Genomic DNA, 18,125 nt, shown 5'->3' with positions numbered 1-18,125 from the left:
CGCCGCCTCGATTTCACACCTGTGCCCCAAGCTTGAACCCCGTGTCCGTGTCACCCTTCCGCGTGTAGGAAAAGCCGTCAGCACCGATCGTGACGTCGGACTCGCGATCGTCCGATCGGGCGACGACAGGCTGCGGCACACCGTCAAGATCGAGGACGAGCGAGGCGTCGGTGTACCAGCTCGGCACCACCGGCGTTCCCCACCAGTCCCGGCGCTGGTTGTCGTGGACGTCCCACGTGACCACGGGATTGTCGGGGTCACCCGTGTAGTAGTCGTGCGTATAGATCTCGACCCGGTGCCCGTCTGGATCGCGAAGGTAGAGATAGAACGCGTTGGACACCCCGTGGCGACCGGGGCCGCGCTCGATCTTGTCGCTCTCACGCAACGCACCCAGATGATCGCAGAGGTGCAGGATCTGACTGCGCTCGTGGGTAGCGAAGGCGATGTGATGGAGGCGAGGACCGTCGCCCCCGGTCAATGCCACGTCGTGGACCGTCGACTTGCGAAACATCCACGCCGCGTAGACCGTCTCGTCCTCGTCCTGGATGTCTTCGGAGACCCGGAAACCGAGCTGCTCGTAGTACGAACGGGCAAACGGGACGTCAGGAGTTGCGACATTGAAGTGGTCGAGGCGAGAGATTGCACCAGCGCCGTGGACGTCATAGCGCCGCGTGAAGCGCTCGACGTGTTCAGCGTCGTAGAAGAACTCGACCGGAAATCCCAACGGGTCGACGATCCGCACCGCGTCACCGATGCCCCGAGTTGTCCCAGCTGGTCGCCGCTCCAGCGGGACTCCCAGCTGTCGGTAGTACTCCTCGGCAACGTCGACGTCCGCTGCCGAGCGAACCCGGTAAGCGATGACGCCCAGCGCTGCGACGTCGCCGCGTCGCAGCACAAGGGAGTGGTGCAGGTACTCCTCGAACGCGCGCAGCCAGATGGTGTCGGCGTCCTCGTGGGTCACCACGAGGCCGAGGACGTCCACGTAGAACGCACGCGATGCCGCAAGGTCGGTGACGACCAGCTCCGCATACGCGCAACGGATGACGTCGGGAGGTGCGATCGAGGGGGTCGGAAGGCTCATCGTCATGGGGATCTTTTCCTCAGCTGGTCAGGTCGGCCGGTGCCGCAGTACCGAAACGGATGGTGTGGACGTCGCCGATCGTCACGTGAACGGCTTGCTGGTCGGTGTAGAAGTCGATCGACCGGTAGCCGCCCTCATGGCCAAGGCCTGACGACTTGACTCCGCCGAAAGGGGTCCGGAGATCTCGAACGTTGTGCGAGTTGAGCCACACCATGCCCGCCTCGATGGCTTGCGAGAACGTATGTGCGCGATTGAGATCGGTGGTCCACACGTACGCCGCCAAGCCGTACTTGACCGCATTCGCCAGCCGCAGCGCCTCAGCGTCGGAGTCGAACGGTGTGATCGTGACGACCGGACCGAAGATCTCCTCCTGGAAGATCCGCGCGTCAGGACGCACATCCGCGAAGACGGTGGGCAGGACATAGTTGCCTTCCGGAAGACCCGGCGGCCGCCCTCCACCCGCCACGAGGCGTCCTTCACTCTTGCCCAGCTCGACATACCCCATGACCTTGGCGAAATGCTCAGGGTGCACCAGCGCACCGACCTCCGTCGCGGGGTCATGCGGTTCGCCCACGATGATCGCGCGAGCGCGAGCGGCGTACGCCTCGACGAACTCGTCGTAGATCGACCGCTCGACGAGAATGCGGCTCCCGGCAGTGCATCGCTCGCCATTGAGCGAGAAGACCCCGAACAGCGTCGAGTCGATCGCTGCCTCGAGGTCTGCGTCCGCAAAGACGATCGCCGGCGACTTGCCGCCGAGCTCCATCGACATCCCTTTGAGATGCGCCGCTGAGTTGCGGAAGATCGTCTGGCCCGTGGTCGTCTCTCCAGTGAAGGAGATCAGCGGGACGTCCGGGTGCTTGACGAGCGCATCGCCGGCTTCCTCGCCCAAGCCGTTCACAAGGTTGAAGACCCCGTCCGGGACACCGGCCTCCGCGAAGATGCCCGCCCAGAGGCTTGCCGACAACGGCGTGAACTCGGCCGGCTTGAGCACGACTGTGCATCCCGAGGCGAGTGCGGGAGCGAGCTTCCAGCTCTCGAGCATGAAGGGCGTGTTCCACGGCGTGATCAGCCCTGCCACCCCGATCGGCTTGCGGTTGACGTAGTTGAGCTGCTGGCCCGGGACCTTGTAGGTGTCGTCGGACTGCGCCACGAGGAGATCGCCGAAGAAGCGGAAGTTCTCAGCCGCACGACGAGCCTGTCCACGCGCCTGCGTGATCGGGAGCCCGGTGTCGAACGTCTCGAGCTCGGCGAGCCGCGACTCCTGCGCCTCCACGGCATCGGCCACTGCGTGCAGGATGCGTGATCGCTGCCGCGGAAGCATCCGCGGCCACGCGCCGTCCACGAATGCGTTGCGTGCGGCCTCGACCGCGGCAGCGATGTCCGCCGCCTGTCCGGCGGCGGCGGTCGCATAGGTCTGGTTGGACACCGGATCCAGCACCTCGAAGGTCTCCCCGCCGACACTGTCGACGAGCTTGCCACCGATGAAGTGCTGGATGCGGGTCGGCAGGTCCGCCGGGCGGTGTGCCGAGGTGACAGTGCTCATGCACGGGCCTCCACGTTCACGGTGAATCCGGCGGTGGGCGACAGCCAGGCCGCACCTTCGTCGCGAAGCGCACGAATGCGGACGAGGCCCTCAGGCGTCGGCTCGATCAGCGGGGGCCGCACGAACGGAGAGGCGATCAGGCCGCGGTCGGCGAGCATCCACTTGCCTGGGGCCGGATTGGTCTCGACGAACAACAGGTCGACCAGCGGATGCAAGCCGTAGTGGATTTCCTGCGCGCGGCGCAGATCGCCGGCCACGCCCGCCGCGAACATCTCGGCCGTGGCCGCGGGGGCGATGTTTGCGGTAGCACTGATGAAACCGGCTCCGCCGAGCGAGAGCAACGGGAGGCACAACAGCTCGATCCCCGACCACACGAGCAGGTCACGCCCGCACAGGTGCAACGTGCGCGAGAAGTGCTCGAAGTCCTTGGTCGTCTCCTTGACGCCCACGAAGTTCTCCAGCTCGCGGAACAGTCTGGCCACGGTCGACGGCTCGATGTCGACGGCCGTCCGGCTCGGGACGTTGTAGGCCACGATCGGCAGATCAGGGAACTCGTGCGCGATCGTCGTGTACCACCGGTGGAGCGCCTCCTGGGTGGGGCGGGCGTAGTAGGGCGTGATGATCAGGACGGCGTCGGCACCTGCATCCTGTGCGGCGGCGGTCAACTCTAGGGTTTCGTCAAGCTTCGACGACCCGGTTCCCGGCATGAACGGCACCCGGTCCCCGATGGCTTCGGCGACCGTACGGATCGCCGCGGCGCGCTCGGCGATCGTTTGTGAGCTCGGCTCGCCGGTCGAACCGCCGATCGAGATCCCGTGTGATCCCTGTGCGATCTGCCATTCCACCAGGTTGGCCAGCCCGGCGTGGTCGACCTCACCAGCGGCGGTGAACGGAGTCATCAGAGGGGCTATCGACCCCGTGATCAGGGCGGGGTTACTTCGGAACTTCATGGTTGTCCTTCCAGTTCTCGTAGCGCTCACGCCACGTGGCATCCATCGGGTAGAGTCCGTCGACGCCTGAGCCAGCCTCGACCTGCAAGGCGATGAACCGCTCCTCGTCCTCCTGGACGATGGCGTCCGCCACGACCTCATCGACGAGGTCAGGCGGGATGACCAGGACGCCGTCACCGTCGCCGACGATGACGTCCCCGGGCTGCACGGTCGCGCCGCCGCAGGCGATCGTGACGTCGGTGTCCCATGGGACGTGGCGGCGGCCGAGCACGGCTGGATGTCCGCCGGCGTGGTAGGTCACGAGGTCGAGCGCTGCGACGGCTGCCAGGTCGCGGACACCCCCGTCGGTCACCACCCCGCCCGCACCCAGCACCTGGGCACGCAGCGCGAGGATGTCGCCGATGGTCCCGGTGCCGCGCTCGCCGCGGGCTTCGATGACCAGCACGTCCCCGGGCCGCAATGAGTCGACGGCGCGCTTCTGCGCGTTGTGCCCGCCACCGTGGACCGCGAACAAGTCCTTGCGGAAAGGCACGAAACGCAGGGTGCGCGCGCGGCCGACCAACGACTCCCCCGGCCGCGTCGAGCACAAGCCGTCGATCGACACCGCGTCATGTCCGCGCTTGCGCAGCTGTGAGCTCAGTGTCGCCGTGCTGACGCCGGCCAGACGGGCTCGGCGCTCGTCCGTGAGCTCGAACGGCTCGGGCAGGCCCGCCAAGGCAGCGCTTCCCCAGGCTTCGATCCTCTGCTGGTCGTCGACGCGTGGTTCGGCTCCCCACGGCGCCAGCGGCTTGGACCCTTCGACAACGGTCGTTCGCAGCCGACCCGTCGACGGGCCCGACAAGGCGTCCACCTCCACCTCCACGACATCTCCCGGACGGGCGACCGACGCGCCGGCGGGCGTACCCGTCAGGATCACGTCACCGGGCTCGAGGGTCACCAGCTGCGATAGATCCGCAACCAGCTGGGCAAACGGGAACAACAGCTCGTCAGAGCGTCCCTGCTGCACAAGCTCACCGTTGAGCCACGTGCGCACGCGCAGCTCCGCTGGATCGAGAACTGCCGCGTCCAGCACGGTCGAGCTCAACGGGGTGAAGCCGTCGCCGCCCTTGGACCGCAGGTTCGAGCCACGGTCGGCATACCGCAAGTCATAGACCCCGAAGTCGTTCGACGCCGCGACTCCGCCGACGAACGACCACGCCTCTGAAGGGTCGATCGAACGCGCAGCACGTCCCATCACGAGGGCGATCTCACCCTCGAACGCGAGCAGCTCGGTGCCGGCGGGCCGGGCGACCGTCCCATCGCCGAGCGTCACCGACGTCGACGGTTTCAGGAAGTACGAAGGGTGCGATGGCGTGCGGCCGCGCTCGGCGGCGCGCGACAAATAGTTCAGGTGGACCGCGATGACCTTGCCGGGCCGCGAACGCTCAGGCGCCATAGTGCATCCACACCGACTTGATCTCGGTGTAGGCGTCGATCGCCCATGGACCCATCTCCCGACCCCAGCCGGAGGCCTTGTAGCCGCCCCAAGGGGCGGCCATGTCTGGGATGGGCGGCATGTTCACGAACACCGCACCGGCCCTGATCCCGTTGGCCAGACGCTGTGAGGTGGAGATGTCCTGCGTCCACACTGTGGCGGCGAGACCGTACTCCGTGTCGTTCGCCCTCACGAGCAGGTCATCCAGCTCATCGAGGTCGTCGTAGGTCGTGACGGCGAGCACCGGGCCGAAGATCTCCTCGCGGATGATCGACATCGAATCGGTCACGCCGCTGAACAAGGTCGGCTCGAAGAAGAACCCCTCGCCATCGAGACGATGACCGCCGGTGACGAGCGTCGCGCCCTGTTCCGACCCGGTCGACACGAGAGCCTCGACGTGATCCAGGTGCCGGGCTGAGACCAACGGTCCGAGCTGCGTCGACTCCTGCGCGCCCGGTCCGATGGCCAGCCCACGGAGGCCTTCCGCCATCCGGCTCACGAACTCGTCCTCGCGGGCCGCGTCGACGTAGAACCTGGTGTACGCCGCACAGACCTGTCCGCTGTTGAGCGTGCTGCCGGCGAGGTTTCCGGCAATCGCGGCGGACAGGTTCGCATCGCGGGCGATGACGCTGGGTGCCTTGCCGCCGAGCTCGAGAGTCAGTCGCTTGAGGTTCGAGTCTGCGCTGGCTCGGGTGATGAGGCGACCGGTGGCGGTCGAGCCGGTGTAGGACAGGTGGTCGACGTCGGGGTGCGCACTCAGCATCGCGCCGACCGATCCGTCGCCGGTGACGAGGTTCACGACACCCGGGGGGAAGCCTGCCTCGACAGCGAGCTCGACCAGTCGGACGCTGGTCAGCGACGTCACCTCGCTCGGCTTGATGACCGCGGTGTTGCCGGTGGCCAAGGCGGGTGCCAGCTTCCAGGCGAGGATCATCAACGGGAAGTTCCACGGCGTGATCAGGGCGTTGACCCCGACCGGCTCACGCTTCGTGTAGTGCAGGGTCTCCGGGAACGACACCGGGTTGACGGTGCCTTGGATCTTGGTGACCCAGCCCGCGTAGTAGCGGAAGTGCTCGGCCGATCCAGCGACACTGACGTGCCGCGAGATGCCGATCGGCTGACCCTGGTCCCGGGTCTCCAGTGCTGCGAGCTCCTCTGCATTGTCCTCGATCAGTGCTGCCAGCCGAAAAAGCAGGGCAGCTCGCTGGATCGGCAGGAGGCCGGCCCAGTCGGGCCGGCCGAGCGCCTCTCGCGCTGCAGCGACCGCGGCATCCACATCAGCCGCGGTCGCCCGACCGATCTCCTCGATCACCTGCCCGGTGGCCGGATCGAAGGTCTCGAACGCGCCACCGGACGCCGTCGTCCACTCGCCGTTGATGTGCAGCCGAGTCGGCATCAGGTCCTCCATGTCAGGGTGATTCGTGAACGTGGCTTGTGCGGCTTTCATGCCACTTCATCGTCTCGACCCGAGGACCCCGACGTCTTGTTGACGACGGCACGGAGGTTGGCTCAGAGCGAAGCGTTCATCCAGCAGGGTCGTAGATGTCCGGGTGGATGGTGTTGCTCAGCAGGTGTCCGTGCGCGCCGAACGTGAAGTGCGTCGGTGTCGAGCCGGTCTCGTCGAGCCCGAACAACACACCGTGGGACCGTAAGGCCTTCTGGTTTCGATGGTCGGCGATCGTCACGGATGCGCAGGGGATGACCTTCTCGCGCCACGCGAAGATGTGGATGCCCGGCCGGATCTCCCAGACGGTGTTGAGATCCGTGTCGGCGAGCCCGCGTTCGGGCCCGGCGAGGCACTGCCACGTGTACCACTGAGGACTCAGGTAGATGTGCTCGTACGCGTGGACCTCGCTGTAGACCCAGTAGGTACGACGGCCGATCAAGGCAGTTGACGGCCCCGGCTCCAGGCCGCTGGTCTCGATGCCCTCGATCAGCACGGGAGTGAACGACTGCTTGACGGCCGACTTTCCCGGCTCGGGCGTTCCCGTGCTGGGTGTCCCGATTGCAGTGACCACTGCCACGCCGCGACCGTTGACCAGATCGACGACGAGAGACAGAGCCTCTGTGGGACGCCCGGTGTGGTGTGCCTGCACGAAATAGAGACCCGCATCGACCTCGAAGGCCTCGTAGGCGTCATCGCCGGCCTCGCCACCGTCGAAGGCCCACGCCACGCGGGTGTCGGTGAAGAGGTGCGACACCCGCGTGCCGTCGGGCGCGATGGTCACGATCGTGCGGCCCGCGAGGTCAGCGGTCGGGACCGCCTTGTTCGCGTCGAAGCCGGGTGCAAGGCCGTCGAGGGGCAGCCATGCCGTCGTGTCGGAGAGGTCAGTGGTCATGATGATCCTTTTCTTGGTGAGATGCAGACGTTGAGGATGATGAGTGATGGCCGCAGGCGCACGAAGCACCACACGATTCCGCACACGCGCCGGCGCCCCGCGTTCCGACCGGCAGGTCGAGCGCGGGGTTACGGTCGAGGAATCCGTACGGCTTGAACGCGAACCCCGAGTAGTCGACAGGCATGATCGGCCAGTCCTCCGGGCGCGGGACGTGGGTCGGCCCGAAGACGTGCCACAGGACGATGTCGGTGCCGTCAAGGGAGCGGTTCTGCTCGCGCCAGGCTGGGATCCCGGCGCCGCCGGCGTGCGCATTCGGATAGTCACCGGCCGGGAATCGCTCGCTCGGATCGAACGCCGTGGCCCACAGGTGCTTGGTCGCGAACCTTGCTCGGGAGCTGACCGAGGAGTCGGGTTGCGCCAGCAACGTCGAGCGTCCTTCGGGGACGAGATGATAGGCCGTCGGCTTCCCCACGGCATTGCGACGGTGGGAGCTGGCCACCTCCCAGACCCGGGATCGTGAGCCGTCTGCCAAACGTGCCGCCTCGGACTCTGTGCGGATCGGGGTGACCTGCCACGTAAACGCGTTGCCGTGCGGGTTGTCCTCGCCGGTCGCGACCCCGATCACGTCGACCTCGGCGAGGGTGTTGTCGTCGCCGTCGACCGCTACGTCGAGACGAGCGCAGAACAGATGCTGGTGCACCGGGGCGAACACTCCGGGCGCAATCTCCGGCGCATGCGGATTGGTCGTGCCGGGATGACCCGCTCCGGCGAAGACGATGCCGGTGGCCTTGGCCTCGAGGGCGACCGTCCCGTCGAGGTACAGGTACCAGAAGAACCCGTAGTCGTAGTTCCCGATCGTGGAGAAGGATGAGATGACCAGGCGTCGCGACCGGCGCACCTCGGTCCGTCCGGCGAGGTCGGTGTGCTTCCAGAGGATTCCGTAGTCCTCCTCGTGCATGCAGATGGCTTGCGGGATCGTCACGGGGTTTCCGTGATCGTCCGCGACGACGCCGTCGAAGTAGTGAATCACGCCGAGGCAGTCGCACCCCAGCGTCAACGAGTTGCCGTTCTTCCCGAGCAGGTACTCCCCCGCGTCGAAGTAGCTGATCCAGAACCGGGTGGGCGACGTGTCGCCGTAGGGCACCACCATCTCGGGCACCGAGGCACGGTGCAGGACAGGGCGATCCTCGTCACCGTCGCGGAAGGTGACTGTGTTGAGCACGAGTCCCTCGCGGGCGTTGAAACCCACCCTGAACGACCAGTTCTCCCACGTCACCTGGGACCCGTCGACCGTGAAGCTCGGCCCCTCCGGCTGGAGTATCTCGATCGGCTTCAGCGTCGCCCGGGCCTCGCCGGTCGCGGCGGCGTCGTAGTTGCCGTGCGCAGACGGCACCGGCACGTCGCCGTGGTCCTCGACTCGGATGACCCGACGTTGGGTGAGGTCGATGTGGACGATCAGGCCTTCGACGGGATGGGCCCACGGGCTGTCGTCCTCGTGGACACGCTGGAAGGTCAGGGACCGGATGATGCGACGTCCCACTTCGTCGGCTCGGCCGAAGTAGCCAGGGGCGAGCGGCCCACAGTAGGCCCGGTCCGGGTCCTCGATCCCACGCCGTTCCATCGCGGCTCGCCACTCCGGATCCGCCTTAACCAGCTCCTCCGCAAGGGCATACTCCTCGAACAGGTAGGCGGGTTGGCCGTACGGATGTTCCGTCGTACGCAGGACCGTCCATGACTCGACAGTCCCGCGGGTCACCGAGACGATCGCCTCGGCCGACTCACCCGTCGCGGTGTCCAACAGCACCGCGAGCACCTCACGCTCCACGGCGTCCCCCCTCGAGAATGTCGCAACCGCATCCTTGGCCGGCTCCACGGGCAGGACGCAGGCGAACCTGGTGGTCGACGTCAACCGCCCGGCCTCATCCAAGACCGCGCGCGCCCGATCCACCTCCGCGGCGGTCAGCGGGTCCAACGGATGGCGGGCTGCTTGTGGCCCGCTCACGGTGGACCGGTGCTGGTGGCTGTCCATGAGTTCCTCTCCGACGAATACCGCTGGCTCCACTATTGCTCCGCGTCAGGCGCAACCTGCGATTCGAAAGGGAATCGTGCGGAGGCCGACAAATGCCGTGCCGTCTCGTGCAAGCCGTGGTCTGAATTTGCATTCCAGACTGTGTACTAGTCGCGGTGAGTGATCTCACCACCGCCCAAGACACGTGGAGAGTCGTATGACATCTGCAGAGCAGGTCTCCGTGGGAGGCCCCAACCGTCTGGCCCGCAACGCGCTAGGGGTTCCCGGAATCGTCTTCCTCGTGCTGGCGGCAGTCGCGCCGCTGACCGGCATGGTCGTCGTCGGCGCGATCGGCATTGCTGTCGGCAACGGCAGCGGCATGGTCTGGTCCTTCATCCTCGTGTCCGTCTCGCTGCTGCTGTTTGCTGTCGGCTACGCCCAGATGTCGAGGAAGCTCGTCAGCGCCGGCGGCTTCTACTCGTTCGTGGTGAAGGGCCTCGGACGACCATTCGGACTGGTCTCTGCCTTGGTTGCCCTGCTCGGATACAACATGTTCGTGGCGGGCGGGATAGGCACCAGCGGGTTCTTCACCGCGTTCATCGTCGACGACGTGTTCGGCCCCAAGCTGCACTGGACGATCTGGAGTGCAATCTCGGTAGTGCTCGTGTTCGCGTTGAGTCGACGGGGCATCGAGTTCAGCGCGAAGGTCCTGGGGGTCTGCCTCGTGCTCGAGGTCAGCATCCTGCTCGTCATGGACTTCAGCATCGTGTTCCAGCATGGCCTCAGCTTTTCAGTTTTCCAGTGGTCGCAGATCACGACTGGCTCGATGGGACTTGGGTTGCTCTTCGCAGCCAACGCGTTCGTCGGCTTCGAAGCCACATCATTGTTCAGCGAAGAGGCACGCGACCCCGGCCGCACGATCCCCCGCGCGACCTATCTGGCTATCGGGTTCATCGGCCTGTTCACGGCCTTCACGACGTGGTGCATCGTCAGCGCCGTCGGCGTCTCCTCTGCACAGGACGCCGCCCTCAAGCACCTGCCCACCGGCGACCTGGTCTTCTCGATCTCCCAGGACTTCCTCGGGACCTTCCTCACCAAGGTCATGATGGTGCTGTTGCTTGTCAGCTTGTTCGCGGCACTGCTCGCCCTGCACAACTCCGCGACACGCTACGTGTTCGCACTTGGCAGAGTCGGCATTCTGCCCCGGGCGCTCGGGCGTACCGATGCGGCGAACGGCTCGCCTCGCAATGCGTCCATCGCCCAGCTCGGCTTCGCTGGGATCATCGCTGGGATCTATGGCGTTGCTGGTCTGGACCCGATCACAGATCTCACCGCGAGCATGACCGGTTTCGGAACCCTCGGCATCCTCACATTGCAGGCTTTCGCCGCTGTCTCGATCGTCGTGTACTTCCGTAGGCTCCGCGATCCTCGCATCTGGAAGACCTTGGTCGCCCCTGGCATCGGCGGCATCGGCATCATCACGATCGTGGTGTTGGCAGTCGTGAACTTCTCCGACCTCGCAGGATCACAGGATCCGTTGATCGCCAAGCTTCCCTACCTGCTCCTCGCCGCCCTCGTCATCGGTCTGGGCGCAGCCGTCTGGTTGCGCAAGAACCGGCCGCAGATCTACGCAGAGCTGGACACGGATCTCGAACGGTTCAGCCCGACCGTCGCCGACTGACCCGGGTCGACATGGACATGCAGCTGGCCGGCCGGGCCGCCCTCGTCACGGGGGCGGCCTCCGGCATCGGCCGCGCCACCGCGTTCGCCCTGGCGCGGGAAGGGATGCGAGTCGCCCTGTGCGACCGCGACACCCACGGGCTCGAGGACGTCGCCGCCGCCCTCGCGGCCACAGGTACGGAGGTGCTCCTCGCCACCGCCGATGTGGGTGATGAGCGCCAGGTCGCGCGCGCTGTGACCGCCACCGCGGGACAATGGGGCCAGCTCGACACGCTGGTCTGCTGCGCCGGGATCTCGGGACCGTTCGGCCTCAGTGTCGACGAGATCACGACCGCTGAATGGGCGGCAGTGATGGCCGTCAACGTCACGGCGCCGTTTCTGTTCGTCAAGCACACGCTGCCTCTCCTGCGCGCCTCCGACGTGGCATCGATCGTGCTGATGGCGTCCGACTCCAGCTTCGTGGCCGCGCCGGGCATGGTTCCCTACGTCACGTCCAAGGGAGCGGTCCTGCAGCTGACTCGCGCGCTCTCGGTCGACCTGGTACCGGACGGCGTCCGGGTCAACTGCGTGTGCCCGTCGATCGTGGACACCCCGATGTCCCGCTCGGACCTGGGCGCGGACGGCTTCGCGTCGCTCGACTGTCCCGTGCAGACCCCTGACCAGGTGGCGAGCCAGGTGGTGCATCTCGCGTCGCCCGTCTCGGCAGCGGTCAACGGCCATGCGTTGGTGAGTGACTTCGGATACCTCGCACGTTCCTCCTTTCCCGCCTAGTCACCGTCCAGATGCCGCCCGCCAGCAACCAGAAAGTCACGATCATGACCGACGCAACAGACACGCCTCCAGCAGATCCCGGCAGTGCCGGCCCAGTCGTGGTCGTCTCCGGCGGCGGCACGGGCATCGGTGCCGCCGTCGCGACCCTCTACACGCGGCGGGGCGCCCGTGTCGTGATCGCAGGACGTCGTTCTGAACCGCTCGCCGCAGTCTCAGCCCTCACCGGAGCGCATGGCGTGGTGGCCGACGTGAGCACTGCGGCTGGTGCATCACAGGCAATCGCGGCCGCTGTGGATGTCTACGGGCGCGTCGACGTCGTCGTGGCCAATGCCGGAGGACACGGCTACTCGTCGGTGCTTGAGACGACCGACGACGACTGGGACGCGAGCCTTCGTGCCAACGTGACAAGCGCCTTCGCACTAGCCCGTGCCGGGTTGCCCGAGCTGGTCCGGTCGAGGGGCTCTGTCGTGGTCGTCTCCTCACTCGCCGGGTTGTTCGCGGGTCCTGACGTCGCCGGCTACACCGTCGGCAAGCATGCGCTCATCGGGCTCACCCGAAGCATGGCCCGAGATTTTGGTCGCTCGGGCGTCAGGGCCAACGCCGTGTGTCCCGGCTGGGTGCGCACACCCATGGCCGACCAGGAGATGGATGAGCTCGCGCAACGTCAGGACGTCGGAGGCCGCGAGGAGGCGTACGGCCTAGTGACGGCCAACGTTCCGCTTGGCCGCCCGGCCCGGCCCGAGGAGATCGCGTCGATCATCTGCTTCTTGGGCTCGTCTGAGTCGTCGTACGTCACCGGCGCCGTCCTGGTGGCAGACGGCGGCGCGCACGTCGTCGATGTGCCGACGTTGTCGTTCAGCTGACCTCTGCTTCGGGGGCCTGTCCGCGTGCGCGAAAGTCGCGCGGCGACGTCCCGTACATGTTCTTGAACGCCTTCGAGAAGTGGGCTGCGTCGACGAACCCCCATCTCGACGCGATGTTGCTGACCGAGCGATGCACCTGGACCGGATCGACCAGATCGCGGCGGCAGTGCTCAAGACGCCTGGACCTGATCCACGACGAAACGGTGATGCCCTGATCCTGGAACAGTCCATGCAGGTGTCGGGTGGAGATGAAGTGAGCCGCAGCAATGGTGCTCGGCCCGAGCTCTGGCTCGGCCAGGTTCGCTTCGATGTGAGCCCGGATCTTCTGCATCAGGGAGTGATGCGAGTTGCTCCGCGTGCGCTCGAGGTCGAGCTCAGCTGAGAACATCGTCGTCACCAGGTCAAGCGCGTTGTGCACCAGTCTCGGACCGGCGGGCCCAGTCAGCTGGCTGGGCTGACACGCCATCTGGGTCAGGAACGGGATGATCGCCGACCCCACGCCCTGATCGCGTGAGAACCGGACGGCCGTCAACTCCGACAGGACATCGGCCGGCAAGTCGATCGATTCGTGTCTGAACATGAACACGACAGAGTGGAAGACGTCGTCGAACGCCAGCGTGTAGGGCCGCCGGGTGTCGTAGAGGGCCAGGTCACCTGCCCGCAAGACGGTCTCCCGGCCGTCCTGCACGAGAAGGCCGCTGCCGGCGACCAGCAGACTGAGCTTGAACGACTTGTGGTCCGCGTGTGCGATCAGGTCGGGCGTCCGCTCGACTCGATGGGCCGACGCTCGGATCTGCGAGATGTGGATGTCGTCGACAACCGTCTCGGACACCTGCCCTTGGAACGAGCGAGGATTCTTGCAATGAACGTCCAGCGGGACGAACGACTTGGCGACCGCCTGGCGGAACGAGGCGAAGTCATGCCGCAGGGGCGAAGTCTCGATGACACGACCGCCTAACAATCGTTGAATTCACAGGCAATTTCGAGTCTACCCCGTAGAACTCGCACATCCGAGGGTTTGCCGCAAAGATCCCGCCAGCTCCAGCAGGATCGATCAACGCCCAGACTGGCCCGGTGCCCAGCTCTCGCCGGATTCGGGCTATCCGCTCGCGACCCAGCGCTCGCCTCTCAGCGTTGCCATCGAGAGCGTGTTGTCGACGAGCTCCCTGGAGTAGGAGTCGGACGGGTTCGAGAGCACGGCGTCCATGTCGCCGATCTCCACGACGTTGCCCGCATTCATGACCATGACGCGGTCTGCCAAGTTCCTCACCACAGCCAGGTTGTGCGTCACGAAGATCATCGAGAGACCATCGGCGCGCTGAAGCTCGCGAAGCAGGTCGAGGATCGACGCCTGCACGATGACGTCGAGGGCCGACGTGATCTCGTCGCAGATGAGGAGCTTCGGCCGACAGACCAGTGCGCGGGCGATGGCCACACGCTGTCGCTCCCCACCGGAGAGCCCTCGGGGATACAACCCTGCCATGTCCGGTCGCAGACCGACCCGTTCGAGTACCTCGGCGACCGCCGCGCGACGTGGTGCAGCGCTGCCGCCGACCACGACCGCGTGCGCCCGTCCGATACTCTCCCCGACAGTCCGCCGAGGATTGAGTGAGTTGTGCGGCGACTGGAAGATGTACTGGATGTCCTTGCGGACGGCGGCGCTCCTCCGGCGCGAACGCGGGTCGAGCGGCGCCTGGTCCCACGTGATCGCCCCGTCCTGCTCCGGGTGCAACCCGATCAGGCATCGCGAAAGCGTGCTCTTGCCGGATCCGGACTCGCCTACGATCGCGAGGCACTCGCCTTGGGTCACCTCGAACGAGATGTCATGGAGAACCCGCTCGTGCCGGTAGGCCGCGTTCAGGCCCTCGACCGCCAGGATGGTCGAACGACGATCAGAGTCCGGCGTCGGCCCGGACAGATCAGCGGCCGCGACATCGGGGACCGCTTGCAGCAATTGCTGGGTGTACTCGTGCTGGGGGCGGGTGAACAATTCCGCTGCCGTGGCCTCCTCGACGACGCGGCCCTCGAGCATCACGATGACCCTGTCAGCGATGTCAGCAACTACCGCCAGATCATGCGTCACGTAGAGGGCACCGATCCCGTTGCGCGAGCACAGGTCGCGCACGAGAACCAGCACCCGGGACTGGGTCGTCACGTCCAGTCCCGTCGTCGGCTCGTCGAGCACCAGCACGTCCGGCCGCAGCATCAGAGCCATCGCGATCCCCACCCTCTGGAGCTGCCCGCCGGACAGCTGGTGGGGATACCGCTCGATGAAGTCCTTGGATGCCGGCAGACCGACCTCGACGAGCACCTCGGCGATACGTGCCCTGGCGGCCGCCTTGTCCCAGCCATGGGCCAGCACGGCTTCGGTCATCTGGGTCGCGATCCGCAGAGCCGGATTGAACGCGGAGTTGGGATCCTGCGCGACGTAGGCCACGGTCTCGCCACGGAGGTCGCGGCGCCGCCCCGCCGATGCGATGAGGATGTCCTCGCCGTGCAGCTCGACGGTCCCGGCGACGATGTGCGCACCTGACCTCGCATAGGCCAGCAGCGCGGTGCTCACGGTCGTCTTGCCCGAGCCCGACTCACCCACCAGGCACAGGATCTGGCCGCGTCGAAGGTCGAAGCTGATGCCGTCGACGATCTCTCGACCTGAAGAGAGCTCGACCCTCAGTCCGGTGACCCTGACGACCGGATCGCTGTCACTGGTGCTCTCGACCGGGTCGCTCTCGGCCTGGATCTGCACTAGCCGACTCTTCCGCGCAGCAGTACGTCACCTGGCGTGCCGACGCCGACACGAAACAGCAGCCCGTCCATGTCGTCGTCCGGCGCATCCTTGAAGGCAGCCACGATCAGGTCCGAGCCGAGGAAGGCAAAATTCATCGGGTAGCCGGGAACGTCGTGGAACGTGACGGAACTGCCATCCGGGGCGATCTCGTCGATCGTCGAGGAGCCGAACGACGCCACCCACAAGGCTCCGTCCGCGCCGATCCGCACCCCGTGGGGGGTGTGACCGGGGGGCAGCGTCGCGATCACCTCGATCGATCCGGACGGCCGGCGCCGGAGAACACGGTCTGCGTACGACTCAGTCCACACGATCGAGCCGTCCGGCTCGCCGACGATCCCGCACGGGAAGGTCACGCCGGTCTCGACCACGACATCGGCGCTGCCATCGGGTGAGATCGCGACGATTCGGCCGGCGCCGGTGCGGAGCAGAGGGTCCCACTGCCAGATGTGCGAATCGGTGAAGTAGAGGCGACCGTCGGCTCCCCATGCGATGTCGTGCGGGGCGACCAACGGCGAACCCCCCACCTCGGTCAGGATCGTCACCGGTCGGTCCGATCCCACCTCCAGCCGTTGGATGCAGGGCGCGATCGCATCATCGGCTTCCCAGAAGTCCCCGAGCCGGCCTCCGGTATGGGCGAGATACAAGGCGCCGTCATCGCCGAGGGTCACGCCGATCGGGCCACTCGATGTCCGAGCGATGACCTCTCGGCGACCGGTGTCGGGCGAGAAGGCGATGACTTCGCCGGTGTGCACATCGACGGACACGAACCTGCCGTCGGGCAACACATCGGCTCCCTGCGGCATCTGGCCGAAGTCGTTGACGAGTACCTCGGGATCGAATGTCACTGTCATGCCTTCCTGTCGATGGATCCGCGGTTCAGCGGCATTCCCCTGGTGGTGACCCGAATCCGCCGGATGCTGCCCGGTCTGAAGGAGTCCTCATCCAACGGGTCACTCGGGTGCCCGAAATCAGCGACGAAGAGCCAGCCGTCCCCGAACAGGCAGTTGACCGGAACCCCGCCAACGTGGATGACCTCGCGCGGAGTGCCGTCCCGCTCGATGACGTCGACGCCGCCCGCCTCGAAGTTGGTGATCCAGAGAGAGCCGTCGAGGGCAACCTTGACACCTTCCGGGATATGTCCTTCGGGGAGGACGGCAACCACCTCCGTCGTGCCGTTTCGCCGCAACCGACCCACGACGCGGGTGTAGGACTCGAGCCAGATGATGCTCCCGTCTGCTTCGACCGCTATCCCGTTCGGGAAGACCGGACCCAGCTCGAGCACGACCTCGGCGTGCCCGTCGGGTCGGAGCGCGTGGATGAAACCGGGATCCGTTCGATCATCGGGATCCCATTGCCCTGAGTCGGTGAACAGCAGGCGCCCGTCAGACCCCCAGGCGAGATCATTCGGTGCACCGAAGGCTCGGCCATCAGCGTGCGTCGCAAGGATCTCCACGTCGGCACCGTCGGGAGAGACGCGCTGGATCGAGGGCGGGACATGCCGTGGAACGCCCACCGCTGGGTCGGTGTTTCCGCTCTGCGTCACGTAGACGCAGTCGTCACTGCCGAGCGTGCATCCGTACGGGCTTCCTCCGGTCGACGCGAACGTCGCAACGCCGCGGCCGGGATAGCTGACACAGATCCGGCCGCTGTCGGCCTCGACGAACAGCAGTCCGCCGTCGGCCCGCAGGTCCGGGCCTTCGGGATGCATGAGTGGGGCGGCGAGTATCTCGGCGTCGCCGACCGAGACGTCCAGGCGTGGATCCACGGCGGCGCTCATCGATCCGCCTTGTGACCGGTGTGGCGAGCCCCTAGCAGTCTGCCCAGGGCATCGGCAAGTGTATTGGTCGCGAGCGCGAAGGCGGCGATGCAGACGATCGGTCCGATCGTCCCCCACGGCAGGATCATCAGCCCGCTGCGGTTCTCGTTGACCATCAGGCCCCAGTCGGCGTTCGGTGGCTGGATCCCGAACCCCAGGAAGCTGAGTCCGGCGATGACCCCGATCGACCACGTCAGCAGTGCGCCGGTCTGCACAATCAACGGCGTCGTGATGTTGGGCAGGATCTCTCCCACGAGGATGCGCCATCTCGGGGTGCCGATGATCTCGGCCGACGCGACGTACTCCTGATGGATCGCCTCCAGCGCGACGCTCCTCGTGAGTCGGACGACACTCGGCAGCCAGCCGAACGCCACGAGCACCACGAGCAGAAGCGGGTTCCGCCCCAGCATCGAGAGGAACAAGATGACGAAGACGATCAACGGAAAGGCCAGCAGGATGTCGTTGAGCCACAGCACGAGCGCGTCGAGCTTCCCTCCGATGTACGCCGAGATGAGTCCCAGGATCGCGCCGATCACGATGGCGATGGCAGTCGCCGTCACGGACATCCAGACGACCGACGAACCGCCCCACAGGATGCGCGAGAAGGTGTCCTGCCCGAGGTAGTCCGTTCCCAACAAGGACTGACCGCTGGGACTCGAGTAGGGCGGAGCGATGACATCGGACGGATGATGTGGCGCGAACAGGGGCCCGAGAAGGGCAAGCGCCAGCATCACCGCGGTGGCGCCGATCCCGATCCAGACGTGACGTGCGGTCCCACGATGCTCCGAGCGAGTCACCGCGACTCGCCT

Annotated in this window: 15 protein-coding genes; 3 read left to right on the top strand and 12 right to left on the bottom strand. The window is 66.3% G+C overall.

Features of this window, described 5'->3' with window-relative positions:
* Window positions 1-13: 13 nt before the first annotated feature.
* The 7 genes from hpaD to BOSE46_RS08520 form a co-directional block, all read right to left on the bottom strand.
* Complete coding sequence (gene hpaD, locus BOSE46_RS08550) at window positions 14-1,087, bottom strand: 3,4-dihydroxyphenylacetate 2,3-dioxygenase (RefSeq protein WP_159539839.1); 1,074 nt, start codon at window positions 1,085-1,087, stop codon at window positions 14-16.
* A 13-nt stretch (window positions 1,088-1,100) separates the two neighbouring features.
* Window positions 1,101-2,627, bottom strand: coding sequence for a 5-carboxymethyl-2-hydroxymuconate semialdehyde dehydrogenase (gene hpaE / locus BOSE46_RS08545; RefSeq protein WP_159539838.1), 1,527 nt, complete (start codon window positions 2,625-2,627; stop codon window positions 1,101-1,103).
* A complete protein-coding gene (gene dapA / locus BOSE46_RS08540; protein WP_159539837.1) occupies window positions 2,624-3,577 on the bottom strand; it encodes a 4-hydroxy-tetrahydrodipicolinate synthase in 954 nt (317 codons plus the stop codon). The genes hpaE and dapA overlap by 4 nt, the downstream gene beginning before the upstream one ends.
* Window positions 3,561-5,012: a fumarylacetoacetate hydrolase family protein gene (locus BOSE46_RS08535; protein ID WP_159539836.1), complete on the bottom strand. Its 1,452-nt coding sequence runs from the start codon at window positions 5,010-5,012 to the stop codon at window positions 3,561-3,563. Before BOSE46_RS08535 ends, dapA begins: the two co-directional genes overlap by 17 nt.
* Complete coding sequence (locus BOSE46_RS08530) at window positions 5,002-6,498, bottom strand: aldehyde dehydrogenase (RefSeq protein ID WP_236551667.1); 1,497 nt, start codon at window positions 6,496-6,498, stop codon at window positions 5,002-5,004. Before BOSE46_RS08530 ends, BOSE46_RS08535 begins: the two co-directional genes overlap by 11 nt.
* A gap of 76 nt (window positions 6,499-6,574) precedes the next feature.
* Window positions 6,575-7,390 carry a MoaF C-terminal domain-containing protein gene (locus BOSE46_RS08525; RefSeq protein ID WP_159539835.1) on the bottom strand — a complete coding sequence of 272 codons (816 nt, stop codon included), beginning with the start codon at window positions 7,388-7,390 and terminating at the stop codon, window positions 6,575-6,577.
* Window positions 7,380-9,419: a primary-amine oxidase gene (locus tag BOSE46_RS08520; protein WP_159539834.1), complete on the bottom strand. Its 2,040-nt coding sequence runs from the start codon at window positions 9,417-9,419 to the stop codon at window positions 7,380-7,382. The genes BOSE46_RS08525 and BOSE46_RS08520 overlap by 11 nt, the downstream gene beginning before the upstream one ends.
* Before the next feature lie 196 nt (window positions 9,420-9,615).
* Between BOSE46_RS08520 and BOSE46_RS08515 the strand changes: the two genes are divergently transcribed.
* The 3 genes from BOSE46_RS08515 to BOSE46_RS08505 are packed head-to-tail and all read left to right on the top strand — an operon-like array spanning window position 9,616 to window position 12,712.
* The gene (locus tag BOSE46_RS08515) at window positions 9,616-11,079 is read left to right on the top strand and encodes an APC family permease (RefSeq protein ID WP_159539833.1); all 1,464 of its coding nucleotides are present in this window, start codon (window positions 9,616-9,618) and stop codon (window positions 11,077-11,079) included.
* Between the two features lie 11 nt (window positions 11,080-11,090).
* The gene (locus BOSE46_RS08510) at window positions 11,091-11,849 is read left to right on the top strand and encodes an SDR family NAD(P)-dependent oxidoreductase (RefSeq protein ID WP_159539832.1); all 759 of its coding nucleotides are present in this window, start codon (window positions 11,091-11,093) and stop codon (window positions 11,847-11,849) included.
* Between the two features lie 44 nt (window positions 11,850-11,893).
* Window positions 11,894-12,712, top strand: a complete 819-nt coding sequence (locus BOSE46_RS08505) for an SDR family NAD(P)-dependent oxidoreductase (protein WP_159539831.1) — start codon at window positions 11,894-11,896, stop codon at window positions 12,710-12,712.
* On the opposite strand, the gene BOSE46_RS08500 is transcribed toward BOSE46_RS08505, so the two are convergent.
* The 5 genes from BOSE46_RS08500 to BOSE46_RS08480 form a co-directional block, all read right to left on the bottom strand.
* Window positions 12,705-13,673 carry a helix-turn-helix domain-containing protein gene (locus BOSE46_RS08500; RefSeq protein ID WP_201299580.1) on the bottom strand — a complete coding sequence of 323 codons (969 nt, stop codon included), beginning with the start codon at window positions 13,671-13,673 and terminating at the stop codon, window positions 12,705-12,707. The two genes, BOSE46_RS08505 and BOSE46_RS08500, sit on opposite strands and share 8 nt — an antisense overlap.
* A 138-nt stretch (window positions 13,674-13,811) precedes the next feature.
* On the bottom strand, window positions 13,812-15,458 hold the full coding sequence (locus BOSE46_RS08495; RefSeq protein WP_236551666.1) for an ABC transporter ATP-binding protein: 1,647 nt from the start codon (window positions 15,456-15,458) through the stop codon (window positions 13,812-13,814).
* Window positions 15,458-16,351, bottom strand: a complete 894-nt coding sequence (locus BOSE46_RS08490; RefSeq protein WP_159539830.1) for an SMP-30/gluconolactonase/LRE family protein — start codon at window positions 16,349-16,351, stop codon at window positions 15,458-15,460. The genes BOSE46_RS08495 and BOSE46_RS08490 overlap by 1 nt, the downstream gene beginning before the upstream one ends.
* A complete protein-coding gene (locus tag BOSE46_RS08485) occupies window positions 16,348-17,277 on the bottom strand; it encodes an SMP-30/gluconolactonase/LRE family protein (protein ID WP_159539829.1) in 930 nt (309 codons plus the stop codon). The genes BOSE46_RS08490 and BOSE46_RS08485 overlap by 4 nt, the downstream gene beginning before the upstream one ends.
* Window positions 17,274-18,113, bottom strand: a complete 840-nt coding sequence (locus BOSE46_RS08480) for an ABC transporter permease (RefSeq protein ID WP_159539828.1) — start codon at window positions 18,111-18,113, stop codon at window positions 17,274-17,276. Before BOSE46_RS08480 ends, BOSE46_RS08485 begins: the two co-directional genes overlap by 4 nt.
* Window positions 18,114-18,125: the final 12 nt, after the last annotated feature.

Origin of the sequence: Aeromicrobium sp. 9AM, from assembly GCF_902506105.1 — a bacterium.
Taxonomy (GTDB): domain Bacteria; phylum Actinomycetota; class Actinomycetes; order Propionibacteriales; family Nocardioidaceae; genus Aeromicrobium.
This window is presented reverse-complemented; position numbering and strand designations above follow the sequence as displayed.